Annotated in this window: 16 protein-coding genes; 10 read left to right on the forward strand and 6 right to left on the reverse strand. The window is 40.5% G+C overall.

Annotated elements, in window-relative coordinates; genetic code table 11:
- Both O0931_RS15885 and O0931_RS20185 read left to right on the forward strand, forming a co-directional pair.
- Positions 1-738 (forward strand): metallophosphoesterase family protein, encoded by a 738-nt coding sequence (locus O0931_RS15885; protein WP_088300345.1) that lies wholly within the window; start codon positions 1-3, stop codon positions 736-738.
- Between the two features lie 64 nt (positions 739-802).
- Positions 803-1051, forward strand: coding sequence for an ArsR/SmtB family transcription factor (locus O0931_RS20185; RefSeq protein ID WP_371566363.1), 249 nt, complete (start codon positions 803-805; stop codon positions 1049-1051).
- Positions 1052-1779: 728 nt separating this feature from the next.
- On the opposite strand, the gene O0931_RS15890 is transcribed toward O0931_RS20185, so the two are convergent.
- The 6 genes from O0931_RS15890 to O0931_RS15915 all read right to left on the reverse strand — a co-directional run bounded on the left by O0931_RS15890 (position 1780) and on the right by O0931_RS15915 (position 11987).
- The gene (locus O0931_RS15890; RefSeq protein WP_269416460.1) at positions 1780-3024 is read right to left on the reverse strand and encodes an arsenic transporter; all 1245 of its coding nucleotides are present in this window, start codon (positions 3022-3024) and stop codon (positions 1780-1782) included.
- Positions 3025-3132: 108 nt separating this feature from the next.
- Positions 3133-4350: an MFS transporter gene (locus O0931_RS15895; RefSeq protein ID WP_269416461.1), complete on the reverse strand. Its 1218-nt coding sequence runs from the start codon at positions 4348-4350 to the stop codon at positions 3133-3135.
- 363 nt (positions 4351-4713) lie between these two features.
- On the reverse strand, positions 4714-5094 hold the full coding sequence (locus tag O0931_RS15900; protein WP_269416462.1) for a response regulator: 381 nt from the start codon (positions 5092-5094) through the stop codon (positions 4714-4716).
- A complete protein-coding gene (locus O0931_RS15905; RefSeq protein WP_269416463.1) occupies positions 5084-9565 on the reverse strand; it encodes a PAS domain S-box protein in 4482 nt (1493 codons plus the stop codon). Before O0931_RS15905 ends, O0931_RS15900 begins: the two co-directional genes overlap by 11 nt.
- A 316-nt stretch (positions 9566-9881) precedes the next feature.
- Positions 9882-10595, reverse strand: a complete 714-nt coding sequence (locus O0931_RS15910; protein WP_269416464.1) for a class I SAM-dependent methyltransferase — start codon at positions 10593-10595, stop codon at positions 9882-9884.
- A gap of 429 nt (positions 10596-11024) precedes the next feature.
- Positions 11025-11987, reverse strand: a complete 963-nt coding sequence (locus O0931_RS15915) for a hypothetical protein (RefSeq protein WP_269416465.1) — start codon at positions 11985-11987, stop codon at positions 11025-11027.
- Positions 11988-12426: 439 nt separating this feature from the next.
- On the opposite strand from O0931_RS15915, the gene folE reads away from it, so the two are divergent.
- From folE to O0931_RS15955, 8 genes are all read left to right on the forward strand, one after another.
- Entirely contained in the window at positions 12427-13104 is a 678-nt protein-coding gene (gene folE / locus O0931_RS15920) for a GTP cyclohydrolase I FolE (RefSeq protein ID WP_269416466.1), read from the forward strand.
- A complete protein-coding gene (locus tag O0931_RS15925) occupies positions 13104-13820 on the forward strand; it encodes an SDR family NAD(P)-dependent oxidoreductase (RefSeq protein ID WP_269416467.1) in 717 nt (238 codons plus the stop codon). Before folE ends, O0931_RS15925 begins: the two co-directional genes overlap by 1 nt.
- A 111-nt stretch (positions 13821-13931) precedes the next feature.
- A complete protein-coding gene (locus O0931_RS15930; protein WP_269416468.1) occupies positions 13932-15182 on the forward strand; it encodes an NAD(P)/FAD-dependent oxidoreductase in 1251 nt (416 codons plus the stop codon).
- A complete protein-coding gene (locus O0931_RS15935) occupies positions 15179-16234 on the forward strand; it encodes an oxygenase MpaB family protein (protein WP_269416469.1) in 1056 nt (351 codons plus the stop codon). The genes O0931_RS15930 and O0931_RS15935 overlap by 4 nt, the downstream gene beginning before the upstream one ends.
- Positions 16235-16262: 28 nt before the next feature.
- On the forward strand, positions 16263-16943 hold the full coding sequence (locus tag O0931_RS15940; RefSeq protein ID WP_269416470.1) for a MarR family winged helix-turn-helix transcriptional regulator: 681 nt from the start codon (positions 16263-16265) through the stop codon (positions 16941-16943).
- Between the two features lies 1 nt (position 16944).
- Positions 16945-17238, forward strand: coding sequence for a TIGR03643 family protein (locus O0931_RS15945; RefSeq protein ID WP_269416471.1), 294 nt, complete (start codon positions 16945-16947; stop codon positions 17236-17238).
- Between the two features lie 473 nt (positions 17239-17711).
- Entirely contained in the window at positions 17712-17903 is a 192-nt protein-coding gene (locus O0931_RS15950) for a cold-shock protein (protein ID WP_131531728.1), read from the forward strand.
- Between the two features lie 273 nt (positions 17904-18176).
- On the forward strand, positions 18177-18635 hold the full coding sequence (locus O0931_RS15955) for a MaoC family dehydratase (RefSeq protein ID WP_269416472.1): 459 nt from the start codon (positions 18177-18179) through the stop codon (positions 18633-18635).
- Positions 18636-18713: the final 78 nt, after the last annotated feature.

The raw sequence follows: 18713 nt of genomic DNA on the forward strand, positions 1-18713 counted from the left end.
ATGAGAATAGCACTATTTTCAGATATTCATGCCAATCTACCTGCATTTAAATCAATGTTAGACGATATGGATGACCAAAAACCCGATGCCGTTTATTGTCTCGGTGATCTGGTGGGATACCACATCTATCCAAACGAAATTATCCAGGAGATCCGTAAGCGTGGAATCGGAACTTTGAAAGGTAATCATGACCAGAAGGTTGAAAAATTAATTACAACCCCGAATAGTCTCCAGGAGCCAGGGAAGAATTATGCGTATCATTTAATCAGCCAGGATAATAGAGATTACCTGAAGACACTGCCTGCGCACATTAAATTGGAATACAAACTACAATCCGAAACACTCAATCTTGTTTTTGCCCACGGCAGCACCAGAAGTATAGATGAATATATTTTAATAGATACGGATGAAAAGTATGTTTTAGATATGATGCAGGAAGCAGGTGCAGACATGCTCTTTGTTGGTCATTCTCACAAGCCTTACCATCGTATTTTAGAGGATAATGATAATAAGTTTAAGCACGTAGTTAACCTCGGGTCGGTAGGAAAGCCTAAAGACGGAGATCCCAGGGGCTGCTATGTGATACTTACCATTGCTGCAGACAGCTCCCTATCAGATAAAAACAGCATACAGGTAGAGTTTATAAGGTTTGAATATGACGTAGAAGCCTCAGCAAGAGCTATTGAAAATAGTTTGTTGCAAAGTGAATTTGCAGATGCATTGCGACTAGCCAAATAACACTAACCAAATGGAGGTCAACACCAGAGACTATGCGCCAATAGAAAAGCAGCTTGCAAAGTTCATGCGGGTCTTGGCACACCCAGCCCGGATGGCTATAATGATCCGGCTTGCAAGGAAAGAAAGTTGTACTGAAGGAGTAATAAACGATCTGCCAATTGAAGAATCTTCAGTTGCAAAGCATCTTAAAGCCTTAGAAGTTGCTGGACTTATAAAAGGGAATACCTCAAATTTACGATCACGTTATTGCATTAACTGGTACGCCTTTTGGATTTCTCTGAACAATTTAATTTGCTATTTAACAGTTTTTTAGAGCAAGCACCAATTCAAAGCTGCAAGACCAAGGTTTAAGCTATCTATGATAGTTCAGCTAGGGGTTCTAATACACGGCAGAGCAAGAGAAATATTGCGATCATTATTTCTCTTCTTCCAATTATCAAAAAACGGTCGTTTCTTGATAATACAAAAATGGGCGAAACAATTCATTGAAGAGGCTATTGGAATAGATTTCAAAATGATAAATTCCTTGGTAAAACTTATAGTAATTTCTTTTTACGATACTGCCTTTCCACCTTATTGTTTAACAAATTCTCAAAATCAACTATCGCTTCGCAATGCTCATAAAAGTTCGAACTTCCGCGGATTGACTCTACACTGATTACCAAGCCTTTAGCTATAAAAAGCTAAAGGCTTTTTTGTTCGGGTACAACATAGGTAAAACAATCCGGAGCATTTAAACATACATTGTCCCTATTCTCAATTTTGTATTATTGCTAAATAATAGAATTAGAATCATTACTCAATCATTTATAAATTGATTTCAATGTTATTAATATGGATAGTGATTTTTCTGCATAGAAAGCGAAGCTTGGTATTTAATGATTAAAATTATTGTTACGCAATGACGGGCGGCGGATAGGTACTCTTTAAATTAAAATGATACACTACCAGTTATTTTATATTTTATTTATTGGAAAGGATAGCTTATCAGACCTACTATCCGTATTCAAGCTTACATACCAAAGTTCAACTGCAAATGGCTTAAATCCACAATGCGGCCAGTGCAGCAATAAGGGCTAAGGTCATAATCATTGCACCAAGTTTCAAAAACGTCCATGCACTTACTTCATGGCCTTCGCGTCGCAAAGCCACCAGCCATAAAATAGTAGCCAGTGATCCTGTGATAGAAAGGTTAGGCCCCAGGTCGATGCCAATCAGTACCGCACTTCTGACCATTCCCGGAGCAACTCCGTTGTGCAGCACGTTTCCGGCAATGAGGCCGGCTGGAAGATTATTCATCAGATTACAGGAAAACGCTGAGAATATGCCGCTATACCACACAGTAGCAGTCAATGACTGATCAATACTGCGATGCAATATGCTGGTAAAGGTTTGAATCATCCCGGTTTTATTTAAGGCTTCAACAATCACAAACAAACCGGCCACCAAAGGAATCACCGCCCAAGAAACTCCTTTTACCACCCCGATTGGATTCTTTTTTATACTGCCCGATACGATAGCAGTTGTTAATATACCGGTTATAGCCGTCGGAAAACCCAAATCAATACTCAGACTGGAAGCAATTAGTAAAACAATCGCCGTAAGACCAATACCAATAAGCGCCGTTTTACCTCCGGTTGATAGTTTAGGGATATCAATATTAATAGCAATACTGCCTTTGAAGCTATTCCGCTGGGTGAGGTACAAAACAATGTAGGTAACCGCTATCGCAAAAAGAGAAGGAATCAAATAAATGCTCAGCCAAACAGCCAATGGCGGTAATTGACTACCGTAAATAACCAGGTTTGCCGGATTTGAAATGGGTAAAAGGAAAGAAGCGGCGTTTGCAGTAAACGCACAAATGAACAAATATGAAAGTGGCTGCTTCACTTTTGCGGCACTTACCGCAGCAGCCACGGCCGGAGTGAGTACCACGGCAGTGGCATCATTCGATAGAAAAGCCGTTACCACAACACCAACCAGATAAATCAGCAGGAAGAGCCTTGCCGGAGATCCCTTTGCCATAACTGTAGCATGAGCAGCCAGCCATTCAAAGAGTTTTTCTTTCCGTGCAGTTTCCGCCAGTAGCATCATCCCCGTCAGAAACAGATAAACGTCAGTGCCTTTTTCAATACCTGTTAATACTTCGTGGTAATTTAATAATCCGAAAATTAACAGTAAAAAAACGCCTGAAACAGCAAAAATGGCTTCTGTTATTTTAAATGGCCGGACAATCACGCCTGCTATAGCAAGAAATGAAATCACCCAGATTAATATATTATTCATGGTTTAATTTAGTGTAGAAATATTCTGGCATTCCGGATAATATCAGCTATTACAATCGGTATTTAGCGAGTCTTCGATTTTGTATCTTCATTATATTTTAATCTCTTGTTAACAAGATTCTTTTAATGTTTTAGAAAATATTATCCAAAGCAAAATAGAACCAACTGCGAAGCTACCCAAAATTAAAAATGTAGCATCATAGCCCATCCCCTGCGCCATCCAGCCGCCTATTGCCGGACTCAAAGCTGCGCCGAGGCCCTGAACCGTCATCACCGCCCCCTGACCAATATTCACCCGCCCTGTACCGTTTAGCAGATGTGCAACCAAACCCGGCACAGCCACGCTCTGTAATCCTGCTCCAATTCCATCTAACATCTGCACGGGATAAATACCAATATGACTGTGCAGATAGGATGCAATAAATCCACGGATAGGCAATGAAATAAAAGATATCAATAACACAAACCAGTAACCACTCTTTTCTGCCATACGCATCGCCAGCAACGAAGTGATGATCATCACCAACTGCGCAATAATTATGGTCATCGCCACAAAAATAGATGGATTACTATTATGTCCCTCTGCTGCTGCCAGTCCGTAAAGGGGAAGCATAGCACCATTTCCGAGGTGAAAAAGTGCAAGCGCCGCTGCAAGAACCAGCAAAGGCTTGCATTGAAACAGTACTTTAAATCCACTTATCTGGCCACTTCCTCCCTGCTCGCTTATTCCACGTGCGGCATTATCATCGATAGCTTTTGCCGGAATAAGCAGCACCGATATGATAGACAAGACGCCAAACAAAGCTGCCAGTATAAAGATTGCAGGCATGCCAAATTTATACCCCAGATAGCCGGAAAGCGCTGAACCGACGACATTGCCGGCATGATTAAAAGCTTGATTGTGACCATTCTGCCGGTTAAACCCTTTCTGCTTAACAATGCCCAGGGTAATGGCAATCATTGCCGGGGCAATAGCAGAACCTGCAATGGCTGTGGCCACCTGAGAGATACTCACAAACCAGAATTCCTGGGTTAATAATATGATGGATGAAGCCACTATGGTAAAAATGGCCGAAATCACCACATAAGTTCTTTTTCTCTTCGTCGCATCAATAAGGGCTCCGGCCGGAATAGTCATGATCATTCCGGCTACGCCACCTAAGGTCATCACCGAACCAATCAGTCCACTTTTCCAGCCATGTGCCAAAAGAAATATACCAAGAAAAGGTCCCACGCCCGCCTGAAGGTCGGCCATAAAAAAATTAAGTGACTGTAAAGGCCAGATTATTTTTTTATCCCGAACGGTGAGGTGCTGTGAATTATCCATATGAAAGCCTTAACAAGAATTCTAAACTTTTGTTCGAACACCGAGGAAGAATAACTTTATGACTTTAGAAATTTAAGTCATTCATGATACAATGGCCATAAAAAGCCATTAGCTAAAGCGAAAAATATGGCCTTAAAAAATGTTTATACGTTTAGATGGGAAGGAGTTTAGCCATCTCTATTGGAATCCGGAAATTTAATTCATGAACACCAATAGCTTATTGAAATTACGTAACAGGAACAGTAATTTTTGTTGCATGCCTGAAGCACTCAAGGTATTGATAGATTGTATTACAGAAATTATGTCTACACCTGAACGCCTCAACGCTCCGTTAAGTCAGATAGATTTCTGCCCCAAGCTACATCACACTCCGGGTTCGTCAAAAATCCGTGAAATATCTTTAGCCTTAAGTGGTTTATTTATAAAACCGGAGACCATCTCATAAGTTTCGGCTTTCGCCACATCCGACGCATTTATTGAAGAAGTGACCAGAAAAACTTTAGGTTTAGGATTTCCCGGAGCACTCTGCAACTCATCGAGCATCTCCCAGCCATTCATTACAGGCATATTGATATCCAGAAATACGGTAACATTTAAACCTGAACTTAGCAATATAAAATCGAGCGCTAGCCGGCCATTTTCAAAAGTAAAAATTTTAGCATCAGGCAAAAGGTTTTCAATTATAAATTGGTGCATAAAAAGTATTGCCGGATCGTCATCAACGATTAATATGTCAGTACCCACTGCCAGGTAAATTTAGTTCCTCTGATTTTTGTGTAACCTCTTTGATTACCAAATCAAGTTCATTTGCAGATTGTTCAATATACTGCAAAAATTTCTGCGTTTCAGGAGCCAGCGCGGGCTGCAGAGAAAGCAAATCTACCAGACCCAATATTTTTGCAAGTGGCGCCCTAACTTTATGCGATTGTATCCATGCAATTTCCCGAAGCCTTTCATTCCTGAGTTCGATTGCCTGAAACTGTTTAAGCCGCTGAGTGATATCTGTAGAAACAATTATTTTTGCCCTTTTCCCTTTAAAAATAATCGTATTGCTTTTGATGTCCACATTAATTATCTGACCGTTCTTAAGTTTATGTTTAAATATGCCCTGAAATACAACATCTTCATCTTTCCGGGTTTTTTCTAAGGTCTGTTTAAGCAAGTCCAATTCCTCCACCGGCCGGATATTGCTAATGTCCATGTTCAAGAATTCATCTCGGGAATAACCGTAATGATCCACCGCGGTTTGATTGACATCCAAAAACTTGAGCGTATCAAATTCATATACCCACATGGGTAGCGGACTTAAGTGAAACAATTCACTGTATCTCCTTTCTGATTCTTCCAAAGCCAATCTGGCCTCGGTTGCGGAGGCTTCTGTTCGTTTTTGAAGATCAATATCTTGTAAGCTTCCAAATATCCTGATACACTTACCATCGACAAATTCAGCACTGCCTATTGTCCTTACCCATTTGCAGTCGCCAGTATAGGTCTTGATTTGAAGCATTTCGTCCCACGGTTCGCCTGAGGAAATACAATCACTCGTAATCTGCGTTATCCTTTTTTTATCCTCAAGAGAACATGGCTCTCCTATGAAGCTATCCCGGTCGGGTTGAAAACTTTCTCTGGCATGGAGTATTTCCCTCATAATTTTAGACCAGTAAATTTTTCCATCGGGAAAAGTAAACTCCCAGCTGCCAATCCTGGCAATGCTGTTAGAACGCAGCAAAAGACCTTCTAATTCTTTTTTCTCAGTGATGTCTTTGGCCACAGAATAGATCAGCTTCTCTTTGACAAGGGGCTGAGACGTCCAGGCAAGCCACTTGGTGCGACCCTGAGCGGTGAGGTACCGTTCCTCAATATAATAGGCTTTACCACTGTTACGCAATTTTTCCAAATCTTTCTTGTTGCCCCGGCGATCTTCGGGATACAGGAAATGACTGAACGGACTGGATAGCAACTCTTCAATGGAATATCCTAAAAGTTGGGATGCTGCAGGATTGAGCTTTCGAAAATTTCCATCAAAATCAGTTATTGCAATAATATCCGGAGCGACATTGAAAATGTGGTGAAGGTCGCGCTCCAGCTGTTTCCGATGGAGTTCCGTACCGAGGTGTTTATCCAAAACCGGGGGAATGTCGGCCATTTTTGGATTGCCAATCTTCATTGATCCTATCAATAATACCCCAACGATTCTGTTGTGGTGAAAGAGTGGCATGTCTGAAATTGATTTGATGCCGGCGGGTATTAAAACACCTGACTCTTCTTCAGCCCATGCTGCACTTTTTCCGCTCAATTTAATCTGTTCAGCTAAAATTTTCCCCAACTGATCTGAAATCCGCAAATCGGCTGATGCCTTAATCGCCCGATCAGCAAAATAATGAGCCATCGGCTCTAATTTTCCAGAGTTAGAATCTATTGTCCAGATCGCCGAAAATGCGAACTGTCCATAAGCTGAAATCCTCACCAGAACTTTTTTCAGTGTTTCTTTAAAGCCCAGGTCACTGTTAAAAACAAAAGATATTTCAGACAGTAAATTTTGTTGTAGTTCAGTTCTTTTCTCTTGACTAACGTCTCTGAGAATGGCTATCCAGTGGGCATAACTACCTGAGCCATCAAGAACCGGGGTAACTGAATAATTCACCCAAATCGGGGTACCATCTTTTCTGTAATTAATAATCGTGCCCTTGTAAGTCCGGTTATTTTTAATGCTCGTCATAAGCCTTTTTAGCTCAGACCTATCTGTTCCCGAGCCTTGAAGAAACCATGGACTGCGACCGATAACTTCTTCAGAGGTGTAGCCCGTCAATTTTTCAAATGCATGGTTGATAAAACTTATTTTGGTCATCAGGCTACCTTCAGGGGAAACCTCGGCCACCAAAACCGAATCAACGGTATTGGTTACAACAGATTCAAGCACTCGTAAGCGGGCTTCCTCAGCCTTACGAATGGTAATGTCCTGTACAGCACCGATCATCCTGACCGCTTTGCCGAAGGCATCGCGGATGACATAACCTTTATCTACAACATGTGCATAGGTTCCGTCTGATTTCAGGTACTTATAATCATCTCGCCAGTTTGATTTATCTGAAGACAAAAAAGCGTCTAAACCCTTTTCAACTCTGGGGCTATCAAGTGGATGAATGTGTTTTTTCCAGATTCCGATATCAGCGTTCAGGAAATCTTGGCTATAACCGAATAGCGTAGTAAAGCCTTCGCCCCAATGAATTGAACCTGAGAGGATGTCCCAGTCCCAAATTGCATCTGATGTTGCCTTACCTACGAACCGATGACGCTCATTACTGATTAAAACCTTATTTTGGGCTTCCATGATGTCGGTAACATCTCGTGAGTTGGCCACAAAACCGCCAACTGCCGGTGAATTTCTCAGGTCAGTAATTATCGTTTGTATCCATCTCCAGGATCCGTTGTTGTGACGGAATCTGAACGGACTGAGCGAAAGCTTTTTTTGCCCTGTAGCAGAAGAAAATTCCAGTTTAGTTTTTTCGATATCTTCGGGATGAATAAATTCAAATGCATTTCGTCCTATAAAGCTTTCAGGTTCAATGTCCAGCACATATTTGGAAGACGGGCTTACGTAAATGTAAGTCGCGGCCTCATCAAGTATGGCAATCATATCCGAGCCGTCATGCACCAGTGCACGGAAACGTTTTTCGCTCTGAATAAGTTTCGCTTCCGCTAACTTTTGCGCTGTGTTTTCTCTTGCCGTACAATAAATTTGCCGCTCTTCCTTATCCCAGTTGGCTGACCAGAGCATCGATATGGGTTTACCAAGGAAATTCAGCATGGAGTTTTCAAAAGCCGTTACAGGTTGTCCGGATTTTACATCATGAAGGAAATTGTCAAATGCTGGGCGATTTGTTTCCGGGACAAAATCTCTTGCCAATCTGAACTTAAGAAAATCAGGTTTATATCCCCAGATTCTTTCGCAGGCTGCATTGATACCCGTAAAATAGCCATGTTCATTTATCGTACAGATGATATCTGGCGATGAATGCAGTATTTTTGCCAGCGTCATCGCCCGGGCTTTGGCTTGCAGTTCTATAGTAACTCTTTGAGTAATATCCTGAACTGAACCAACAATCCTGGTGCCGGATTCTTGCTGATCACAATATGGCGTAATGGAAATGAGTAGAAATTTTATCCCCGAAGGATATGAAACGGAAAGTTCCCAGCGGACCGTATCTTTCTGCTCGACGGCCTGACCGCATTTTTCCAGGATAGGTTGCAGATAAGGGTCGGGGATGACTTTTTCCAGATACCGGTTGACCACTTCCGCCTCCGTTAAACCGGTACCGGCTGTAAAAGCATGATTTATTGAAATGAATTTAAAATGGCTGTCTTCCTCAACGCCAAGGAGAAAAACGGCTTCACTGAGATTTTCATAGATAAGCGTGTGCCCGGGTTGCTGAATGTCTGGCTCCGCTTGCATGGAAGATTGTTCATTAACATTTCCAGCGCTGATATATATCCCCTCCACCTGCCCTTTCGGGCTGGTTGAGGGTTTAAAAGTGAGACTAATTTTGTTCGGATGCTTGGTATCACTTTCAACTTCCAACGGGTAATGCGCTGTTTGTCCCCCAACTACTTTTTCATAAAGCTTAAAAAACTCAGGAAAATCTATTTTTGATAGAAAATTCAACACTGATTTGCCTTTTTCGAGTTTTAAGTTAAGATATTCTTGTATCCAAATTTTAGTCTTTACACTAAAATCCACAACAATAAAGTCCCGGTCTATAATAATAAAAGTTTCGTCAGTGTTGGTTATAATAGAGGATTTTAAGCCTTCATCCGCTAAAAGGGCGCCCTCCATCTTGATTGTTTGAAGCAGATATGTCGTGTTATTTTGGGCAGATAGATAGTGATTCTCGAAGCTGTAAATAGCCTCAGCCCCTGAAAACATCTGCCTTCCCAAGCTAACTGCAAATGACGAACTTTCCTTTGTATTTTGAGTTCGAAAAACATGGTCAGAAAGTGTCTCCCCTGCCTCACCCATAAAAAAAACCGCTAAAAATGCTTCTGTGGTAGGGAAGCCGACCATGGTTCCCCATGCTACGAACTGATCGTTAGTGCAGGCTATGCTTATGTCCGAATCACTAATCTTTAAAACAATTGCTGGACAAGTCAGCACCTGCAAAAGCTTAGACATTAATAAGGTAGCGTGATCGAAATCTTGTTGTAAAGAAACTTCCATAAGACTGGATTTGTAATCGGTTAGGTACTCTGCAATGTTAATATGGTGAAAAAAACACAAAGTCGCCTAATGCAGACGCCAAAAGTCAGTGTAATATACAAGACAATCTCACAGGTTGGGCATTCAATGAAAAAAAAGGTATTTTTACGTCAATCTATGATCCGGCTAAAGATTCAAATGAGGTAAAAATAAATTGGAAAACACATGGGATAACAATTAAAGCCGATCAAGACCGAATGGATAAATCGGCCACCCTTAAGTTGTGAGCCGCCAGTGCTTTGGTCAGCTCATCGATGCGCCAGCGAGGCGACTGCATTTAATTGCCTGTTTTTTCAAACAGTAGAAAATGTTGCAGCGGCAGAAACGTACCGTTTTTGACCAGCCTAAAGCCATTGGCAGCAAGTTCTTTTTTCGCTTGCTTTACACTCATCTTATGTTCGGGTTTGATGGCTACTGAAGGGTCTTCCTCCTTGTACTCAAGTAACAGCAATTGGCCATTGGGCTTGAGTGCTTTCCTTAAGGCCGCCAAATAGGCTGCTGGGTGTTGTAATTCGTGGTAAACATCAACCATAAACGCCAAATCAATTGAATTGGCCAGTAAATTCGGGGCTTTTTCTGTTCCTTTAATGACCTCAACGTTAGTCAATCGGTTATCAAGTGCTTTTTTCTTAAGATAGGCAATAGCATCATCTTGAATCTCTATAGCATAGACTTTGCCTTTCGGAATGCGCCTGGCAACCCGAAAAGTGTAAAATCCTGATCCCGCACCGACATCGGCCACTACACTATTGCTTTTAAGCGGCAGAGAATCCAAGGCCAGATTGGTATTTTCTTCCTGCGTTCGGCTGTTGCGTTCAAGCCATTCTACGCCCTCAAAACTCATTACCCGGGCAATTTCTCTGCCCATGTAAACCTTACCAGTACCATTTGCAGATTGCTTTTTAAAAGTGTAGGGTGATTGATCTTGGGCAAATACAGTATGGAGCGATATCAAAAACAAAAGAGGAATTAAAAGATGTGATATTTTCATAATGATATAGTTTATAAAAGGAACGAAAAGCAGCATACAAAAGTTTACAAAAGGTATTTTTTAAATACATCGGATGATTTAAAACTCCATATTTTTTAAAATACAACCTGTAAGAACGGGTTAATGTTGCACAGTAAAATGTTTTATGATTTTGAAATTGCCAATACTTCCATTAGGCTTACTCCGTCTTTTGAAAGTACGGATTCTAAGGGTTATCGTTAGCTGATAAAATTATGAGCATTTTGAGCTGTTCAATTTTCAGCGAAACAGATTAATAGTCATTCCTGAATTTGGTTTACTTCATCAAAAACATGTTTTTACTTTAAGGGATCTTTCTGGATAGGCCGGGACGTCGGTTTGATTGCATCTTTATTTAACATCCTGAACGGCGACACCATGGGTTTAGCTTTATAAACAGGTCTTCATAATTTACAGCGGGCCGGAAGGACGAACCCCGGAGGAAGGCAGCACTTGTTTTGAGGCAAGGTTGGGAATTTTAGGAATATTATAACGGTAAATAACTGCATTTTTTCCTTCGCTGATGCAATAATAGGCCTTTCCATCCGGACTGAAACCAATAGCCTCTCCTTGTGGCTCCAGGATGTAGGGTAGTTTTGTTGGTATCCTTCGTAATGTTTGTGAAATCGGCTCTTTACCATTCCGCAGCCAATAATAAACATTAGTATAGGTTTTTAATATGATCTGTCGCCCATCACGGGATATGTCTCCTGAAACAACATACTTTGCCAAACCTTTACCTGGCAGGAAAAGGCTTCCGCGTTTTTTCATTGTAACCGTATCCTTGTTTTTGAAGATGAGAGAAGTTGAATAAATTCCAACGGTATCCTGTCGCTTGGAAATGATGATCAGTTCTTTCAAAATTGGATCAATCATTAAAGTCTCAGCATCCTGAGGACCATTTGGATACTTGAGGTAGACGGCCTCACTTTCGATCTCCATTTTACTTGAGAACTTATTCGGCTCTGCGAAACGATATACGGTAACATAAGGGCGGTTACCACCATTATCTCCGATATCGCCCAGGTAGATGTAGCGTTTATCCTTTACAAGGCCCGGGCCACCGGCCATATCTTCGCAATCTGTTACTCCAAAATGCTTTTTAGAAAGATCTCCCTTGAAGTATAACGTGGACAATAAATTGCCTTTAGCATCAATGGCAAAAAACCGCGAGGTGTCGCCACTATCATTATGTACAAAAAACAGATCATCTTTTGAGATGAACAGACCTGATGTTTCGCTAAGCTCAGCGGGAATTATCTTCGCTGCTGTATGCTGTGCGGATGCATAGCGGCCGGTGCAGAGCAAGAAAAACATAAAAAACACTATTCTGGCAGAGACAAGGGCTGTCAGTCTATTTATGTCAATGATCATTATGGTTAAGAGATTTGATATTCAATGGCTAATTTGAACATCCTTTTCGGAACGATCAAATCAATTTGTAAAAAAACCCAAAAATTGAAGATAGTTTATGCTCAATAATTGACTTATATGATATTTTCCACATTAGAGATTATTCGGGATTAGGCGAAGTCCTTCCATTATAGCATTAGATTATTATTATAGGTTAGTTCAGAATATCGCGGTTCAACATCCTTCGAATCTTAAAATAGGCTGCAACTGTCGCCAATTCCTGCAATCAGGCAAAAAAATTTGCTGATTTGCCCAGCGGATTTAAACGTTAAATCAAACGAATAACATAAATATACAGCCAATTTAAAATGATTATAATTAGCATATTTTTGAACTATTAAAACAATTATTGATTCAATATTGTACTACATTTGGTGATTAGTCATAAAATCAATAATTAATGTTAGATAGCAGTTTAGAAGAATCAATGTCTTTAAAAGAGAACCGAACAGTTAAAATGGAATCTCTGATATCTGTTCATGATACGCCGATGAGGGCCGACGCATTTGAAATAGATGATAATACCAAAATGGAGCTTATCGCGAAGCACTTTAAAGGTATCATGGAAATATTGGGTTTAGATTTGGATAATGATAGCTTAAAAGACACACCAAAGCGGGTAGCGAAAATGTATGTGAAAGAAATTTTTAGGGGATTAAACCCTGCAAATATGCCAAAGCCTACCTTATTTAGTAATCCGTATAAGTACAATCAGATGCTTGTGGAGCGCAACATTTCCGTTTTCAGCAACTGTGAGCATCATTTCGTTCCGATTGTGGGTAAGGCACATGTTGCTTACATAAGCAGCGGCCAGGTAATCGGCTTATCTAAATTAAACAGAATTGTGCAATATTGTTCGCAAAGGCCACAGGTTCAGGAAAGGCTTACGATACAAATCGCTGCAATGCTCAGGGAAGTATTAAACACCGAAGATGTGGCGGTACTTATCGATGCAAATCACCATTGTGTATCGAGCCGGGGCATCAGAGATGGAGGAAGTTCTACGGTTACCGCAGAATACAGCGGCAAATTTTTATCCGCGGAAACAAAAAATGAATTCTTAAAATATATCGGATAATGAAACTGGACGGAAAAAATATACTTGTTGTTGGCGGAAGTTCGGGCATAGGTCTGTCATTAATTAAATTACTTCAGGCGGAAAAGGCTAATATCTACGCCATTTCAAGGTCATCATCAGATGAATGGCCGGTAGATGTTCGGTTTCTTAAAGGCGATGTAACCGAAAATCTTGATGGCATCGAAGTGTTTTTACCTGAACAACTGCATGGTCTTGTGTATGCTGTTGGCAGCATAAATTTAAAACCATTTGCCAGGCTAACAGATGCCGATTTTCTTTTGGATTTTAACCTTAACGTTTTGGGCGCAGCCCGGATAATTAAACAGGCAATGCGTTCTTTAAAAAATGCGGCAGGATCTTCCATCGTACTGATAAGTTCGGTAGCAGCGAAAACCGGAATGCCTTACCATGCAAGTGTCGCGGCTGCTAAAGGTGCTGTAGAAGGAATGGCTATTACATTGGCTGCCGAACTCGCCTTTCAAAAGGTAAGGGTAAATGTTGTAGCGCCTTCATTAACGGATACACCTATGGCGGCTAACCTGCTGAGCACACCAGAAAAACGCGAGGCATCTGCCAAACGGCATCCGCTGGGCAAAATCGGGAAACCAGAAGATATCAGCAAACTGATTTCTTTTCTGTTATCAGATAACAGCGGTTGGATTACTGGCCAGATCATCGGAATTGATGGCGGAATGGGCACTTTGAAAACAGGGTGACGAACAAATTACAATCACAACTTGGAGCGTTTTACAGCACTAAAGTTTTTGAACAACCCCATATATAAAATGAATAGTAAATTATTTGCTTGTAAATAATTAGTAACAACCATGAGCAAAAATGCAGAGGTAATTATAATTGGTGCGGGTTTAGCCGGGCTAACCGCGGCAAAGGTTTTGAAAAATGCCGGAAAATCAGTTTTGGTGTTCGAAGCTTCTGATGGCGTAGGTGGTAGAGTAAGGACAGACGAGGTTGATGGTTTTCTTTTAGACAGAGGTTTTCAAGTCTTGTTAACCGCTTATCCTGAAGCAAAAAAATTATTAGACTATAAAGCGCTTGATCTGCGCAGTTTCGATCCGGGTGCCTTGATATTGGACAAAAATAAAGTAAGCAAAATCGGCGATCCGCTCCGGCAACCCGGGTCGCTCCTCAGCACTCTATTTTCTAAAGCGGGAACATTTGCCGATAAATTGCGAATCTTGAAACTGAAGTTAAAGCTTAACGGTAAATCGCTTACTGATATTTTCGCAGCACAGGAGATGACAACGGCCCTATACCTTAAAAAGCAAGGCTTTAGCAGCTTAATAATCAATAAATTCTTTCGCCCGTTTTTTACAGGTATTTTCCTTGAAGATAAACTGCAAACGTCGAGCAGGATGTTCGAATTTGTTTTTAAAATGTTTGGTGAGGGAAATGCAGCTGTCCCCTCTAAAGGTATGGGTATGATACCGCTACAACTGGCGGCATGCCTTTCGCCGAATGAATTACTGCTGAACAACAGGATTTCGACCGTAGAACCGGGAAGTGTGACCACAACAAATGGCGAGTCGTATACCGCAGATTTTGTAATCATTGCTACAGATCAATTGAACCTGCCTTTCCCGCATAGAAAAAATGCAAAAAATTTCTGTTCGGTAACCAATGTTTATTTCACCGCTGAACACAAACCCTTCAACGAACCGTTGATAGCACTTAATTCATTGCCCGGAAAGCTGGTCAACAATATTGCGGTTATGAATACGATTTCGAAAGATTATTCGAAGAACCGACAGGCGCTGATATCGTTATCTCTTATTGGCGACCATTCGAATAAGGATGAAAAACTTCTTCAACAAGAAATTTTAGAGGAATTGAAATACTGGTACGCTGATGCGCTGAGCTGGAAACACCTTAAAACTTATCATATTAATTACGCCCTTCCAAATGATGACCAAGTAACTAACGAATTAGCTGCTGATGAAACAGCATTGAATAAACAATGCTATTTCTGCGGTGATTATCTATTGAACGGCTCGATTAATGCCGCAATGAAAAGCGGAAGAATCGCCGCAGAAGTAATTATTCAAAACATGGCTAAATGATGACGACAAAGGGAATTTATAACAAGGAATTTTTAGATATCAAACGACAATCGGGCGATCGGGTGGCTGATGAATTTATAAAATATGTATTCTCGGATAACGACCGGAAACTGCAGCTTCAGCAATGGCTTACAGGAAAATTTTCAATAGCGCATTTGGATGAAATGTTCCCTGGCTTCGATTTTATCAGCCAAAGCAGGGAGCTTCCCTTATGGGCCAAACCAGAACTTATTCAGGAGGGTAACGCTTTTTTTGCCCGGCATGCGCAGAATATTATGAGCCTGCTCGGCTTATTATCACTTCCTTATTGCTACACCGCTGCAGATGGAGCTATGGTATTGTATCTGTCAGAAAAGATTAGGAAAAATACAACCAAACGCCTGTACGATACGGCGGTTTTCGTTTGGGAAGTTATGGGGCCTGCCGCTTTATCGAAGAGTGGAAATGGTTTTAATGAGATTTTGAAAGTACGAATAGTACATGCGGCCATTCGATTTTACACCCTGCAGAGTGGTAAATGGAATGAGAAATGGGGCATGCCGATTAATCAGGAAGATATGGCAGGGACAAACCTTTCCTTCTCATTGATCGTTGTTCATGGCCTTCGTAAACTGGGCATTACCATAAGCAACCGCGAACAGATCGCCTTTCTGCACCTCTGGAAAGTTATAGGATATTTAACCGGACTGGATGAAGACTTGTTACCAGAAAATGGAAGAATGGCGACACAGCTAGACTTAGTTATTAAAAATCGTCAGTTCCGTATCTCGGATCACGGGCGGGAACTTACCAATTCGCTCATCGAGCATATTTTAACCTTAAATAGAAGGAAAGTCAGTAACAATGACATCCTTGGCCTGATGCGAAATCTTTTGGGCAACGATGTTGCAGATATGCTCAACATCCAGGCGCCTGAACTTCCAAAGTATAAACTCACATTGATTAGAACAATAAACTTTTTTAAAGGCTTCAAATTACGTGGTGATAGCGTGCACCTTTACCATCAGGCTTATGCTGCATTTAAAAAACAAAGCCTGCATATTCAGCAATAAACCGGCTAAAATATATTAATGACAAAATATGAAATCATACCAGCTTATCCACCAATTGATTACACTTGTTGAAGACCTTGATGAAGAACAGCCTGGGAAAGAAATATCTTTGCAACAGTTTACCGGTTTTTTATTGAGTAAAGTCAACAGTTCAGCAATTGAAACAAATAACGAGACCAGGTTTGGCAAGAACGATGAAAAAACCCTTGAAATTGCCTATCAGCTAGATAACAATATCGGCAGATTATTTGTCTTTATGAGCCGGTACGCCAAATTGTATATCAAAAAAGCCCTTGAAGAAACCCCTTTACTTACAGCGGAAGATTTTACGGCGCTTGCCATCCTGATGACGCACGATAAGCTTTCCAAAACCGAGTTAATTAAACATAATCTCCAGGAAAAAACATCGGGTACGGAGGTTATCCGACGGCTGATTTCGGCGGGTTTGGTTACCCAATGGAACGATGCTAAAGATAAACGAAGCAAGCACATTGCCATAACTAACGAAGGTCGTAAACTGCTTTATAGCGTTTTTGCAGACATGAATAACGTTGGCAAAATGATAACGGGAAAGTTATCCCTGGCAGAAAAATTTACCCTACAATACCTGCTTCAAAAGCTCGAAGATTTTCATCTCGACCATTACGAGAAGAAGACCATTCTAAGCAAAACAGACTTAAAAAATTTCATCGAAGATAATCTATCCTGAAATGAAAGGGAAAATTGTTTTAAATCTACTGGATACCGACCGCGTTATAGAAATGGCCTGGGAAGATCGAACACCTTTTGACGCTATTAAATTTCAATTCGGCCTCAGCGAGCAACAGGTTATCGAATTAATGCGCCAGCAAATTAAGCGCAGTTCTTTTAAGCGGTGGCGTACCCGCGTTCAGGGGCGAGCCACAAAGCACACCATGCTTAGTTTTCAAAACGATTTCACTTTTAAATGCGACAGGCAGAGGCAAATCAGCTTCAATAAAATCAGTAAAAAAAGTTTTCGGTAAGCCAAATAACCGGGAAAATACAGTGCAACTTCTTTTTTAGAAGGATTTATATGTATAAAGAATAATCGATAAATTCTTTTCCGCTTAGTCATACGACACCGAATTCTCTAAACTTTCAGGAACGCTTTCTGTTATAAATCATAGCTGAAACCAAAACACGATTAAGTACAAACGGTTAGAAAACTATATTTTAAAATCTTACTATCAAAAGTTCCATCAGTTTATGTTTAGTTTAATTTTATTAACATTAAACAAGCATCTTTTTTTTGCCTTAGTAGTTTTCTGTTCATACCGGTAATCATTACTAACCGGGGATTCAACTGCTTACAACCCAGTCTCTGTACGTTGTTTCATAATTTCTCGATGGCAACAAACAATAAGGCAAAATCAAGTCAATAGTACCCATGTGCCGGAATATAACATTTTGATTTTCAATATATTTTCGTTATGTTTGAAAATAATTAAATGAATATATGCAACAAGGAACAGTAAAATTTTTCAATGAGACAAAAGGTTTTGGATTTATCGTACCAGCTAATGGCGATGCAGAACTTTTTGTACATGTATCTGGCTTATTAGATAACATTCGTGAGAATGATTCAGTAAGCTATGATGTAGAAGAGGGCCGAAAAGGTCTGAACGCAATCAACGTTAAGATAGGATAAAATATAACCTTCATACATTGTTAAAACATCCGTCAAAAAGCGGATGTTTTTTTTTGGCTTGGCTTGCCCTTTCAATTTAAAACACAATCGGGCCATAAGAACAAATCCGTTTAAAAAAACGATTAATCAATTAATTGATGAGCGGAAATTAAAAAATTCTAAAAAAATTTTTGGAACTCATTTTTTTAAATATTTTTACCCTTAAAGCTTAATCAGGCGGTTTAAAGGGGCAAAATGCTCTAATGGTTTTTCAAAAATTATAGATTAAAATAAATGTTGATAATAAATAGTTTTGAAGAATACAGGTCCCACCTCGGGAAGGAACTTGGTGTTTCGCAGTGGCATAGGATAGATCAGGGTCAAATCACACATTTTGCTGACGCCACCCTCGATCATCAGTGGATACATGTGGATCCGGAAAGGGCGCAGAACGAAGGACCGTTCGAGACCACAATCGCGCATGGCTATCTAACACTCTCACTTATACCATATCTTTGGAAACAGATCGCCGAGGTTAGAAACATAAAAATGGAAATCAATTATGGAATTGAACATTTTAAGTTTGGCCAGGCTGTTACTTCCGGAAGCGAGGTGCAGCTGAAAGCAAAGCTACTCTCAATCGCAGACCTGCGAGGAATAACAAAGGTAAACATCGAGGCGATACTTATGATTAAGGGATCTGAGAAGCCAGCCTATAAAGGCGAAGTGGTATTTTTATACCATTTTGCATAAACCACCTGTTTCGAACATCGAATTATTCCAAAATAATGCATGATTATTCCTAATAGTGCATGTGTTTTTACGACCATC

The organism is Pedobacter rhodius, from assembly GCF_027213645.1.
GTDB classification, from domain to species: Bacteria; Bacteroidota; Bacteroidia; order Sphingobacteriales; family Sphingobacteriaceae; genus Pedobacter; species Pedobacter rhodius.

Coding starts and splice junctions, on each gene's coding strand:
- O0931_RS15935 (WP_269416469.1), top strand. CDS start 15,179: ATGATGACGACAAAGGGAATTTATAACAAGGAATTTTTAGATATCAAA.
- folE (WP_269416466.1), top strand. CDS start 12,427: ATGTTAGATAGCAGTTTAGAAGAATCAATGTCTTTAAAAGAGAACCGA.
- O0931_RS15945 (WP_269416471.1), top strand. CDS start 16,945: ATGAAAGGGAAAATTGTTTTAAATCTACTGGATACCGACCGCGTTATA.
- O0931_RS15910 (WP_269416464.1), bottom strand. CDS start 10,595: ATGAAAATATCACATCTTTTAATTCCTCTTTTGTTTTTGATATCGCTC.
- O0931_RS15930 (WP_269416468.1), top strand. CDS start 13,932: ATGAGCAAAAATGCAGAGGTAATTATAATTGGTGCGGGTTTAGCCGGG.
- O0931_RS15915 (WP_269416465.1), bottom strand. CDS start 11,987: ATGATCATTGACATAAATAGACTGACAGCCCTTGTCTCTGCCAGAATA.
- O0931_RS15950 (WP_131531728.1), top strand. CDS start 17,712: ATGCAACAAGGAACAGTAAAATTTTTCAATGAGACAAAAGGTTTTGGA.
- O0931_RS15890 (WP_269416460.1), bottom strand. CDS start 3,024: ATGAATAATATATTAATCTGGGTGATTTCATTTCTTGCTATAGCAGGC.
- O0931_RS20185 (WP_371566363.1), top strand. CDS start 803: ATGCGGGTCTTGGCACACCCAGCCCGGATGGCTATAATGATCCGGCTT.
- O0931_RS15885 (WP_088300345.1), top strand. CDS start 1: ATGAGAATAGCACTATTTTCAGATATTCATGCCAATCTACCTGCATTT.
- O0931_RS15895 (WP_269416461.1), bottom strand. CDS start 4,350: ATGGATAATTCACAGCACCTCACCGTTCGGGATAAAAAAATAATCTGG.
- O0931_RS15940 (WP_269416470.1), top strand. CDS start 16,263: ATGAAATCATACCAGCTTATCCACCAATTGATTACACTTGTTGAAGAC.
- O0931_RS15905 (WP_269416463.1), bottom strand. CDS start 9,565: ATGGAAGTTTCTTTACAACAAGATTTCGATCACGCTACCTTATTAATG.
- O0931_RS15955 (WP_269416472.1), top strand. CDS start 18,177: ATGTTGATAATAAATAGTTTTGAAGAATACAGGTCCCACCTCGGGAAG.
- O0931_RS15925 (WP_269416467.1), top strand. CDS start 13,104: ATGAAACTGGACGGAAAAAATATACTTGTTGTTGGCGGAAGTTCGGGC.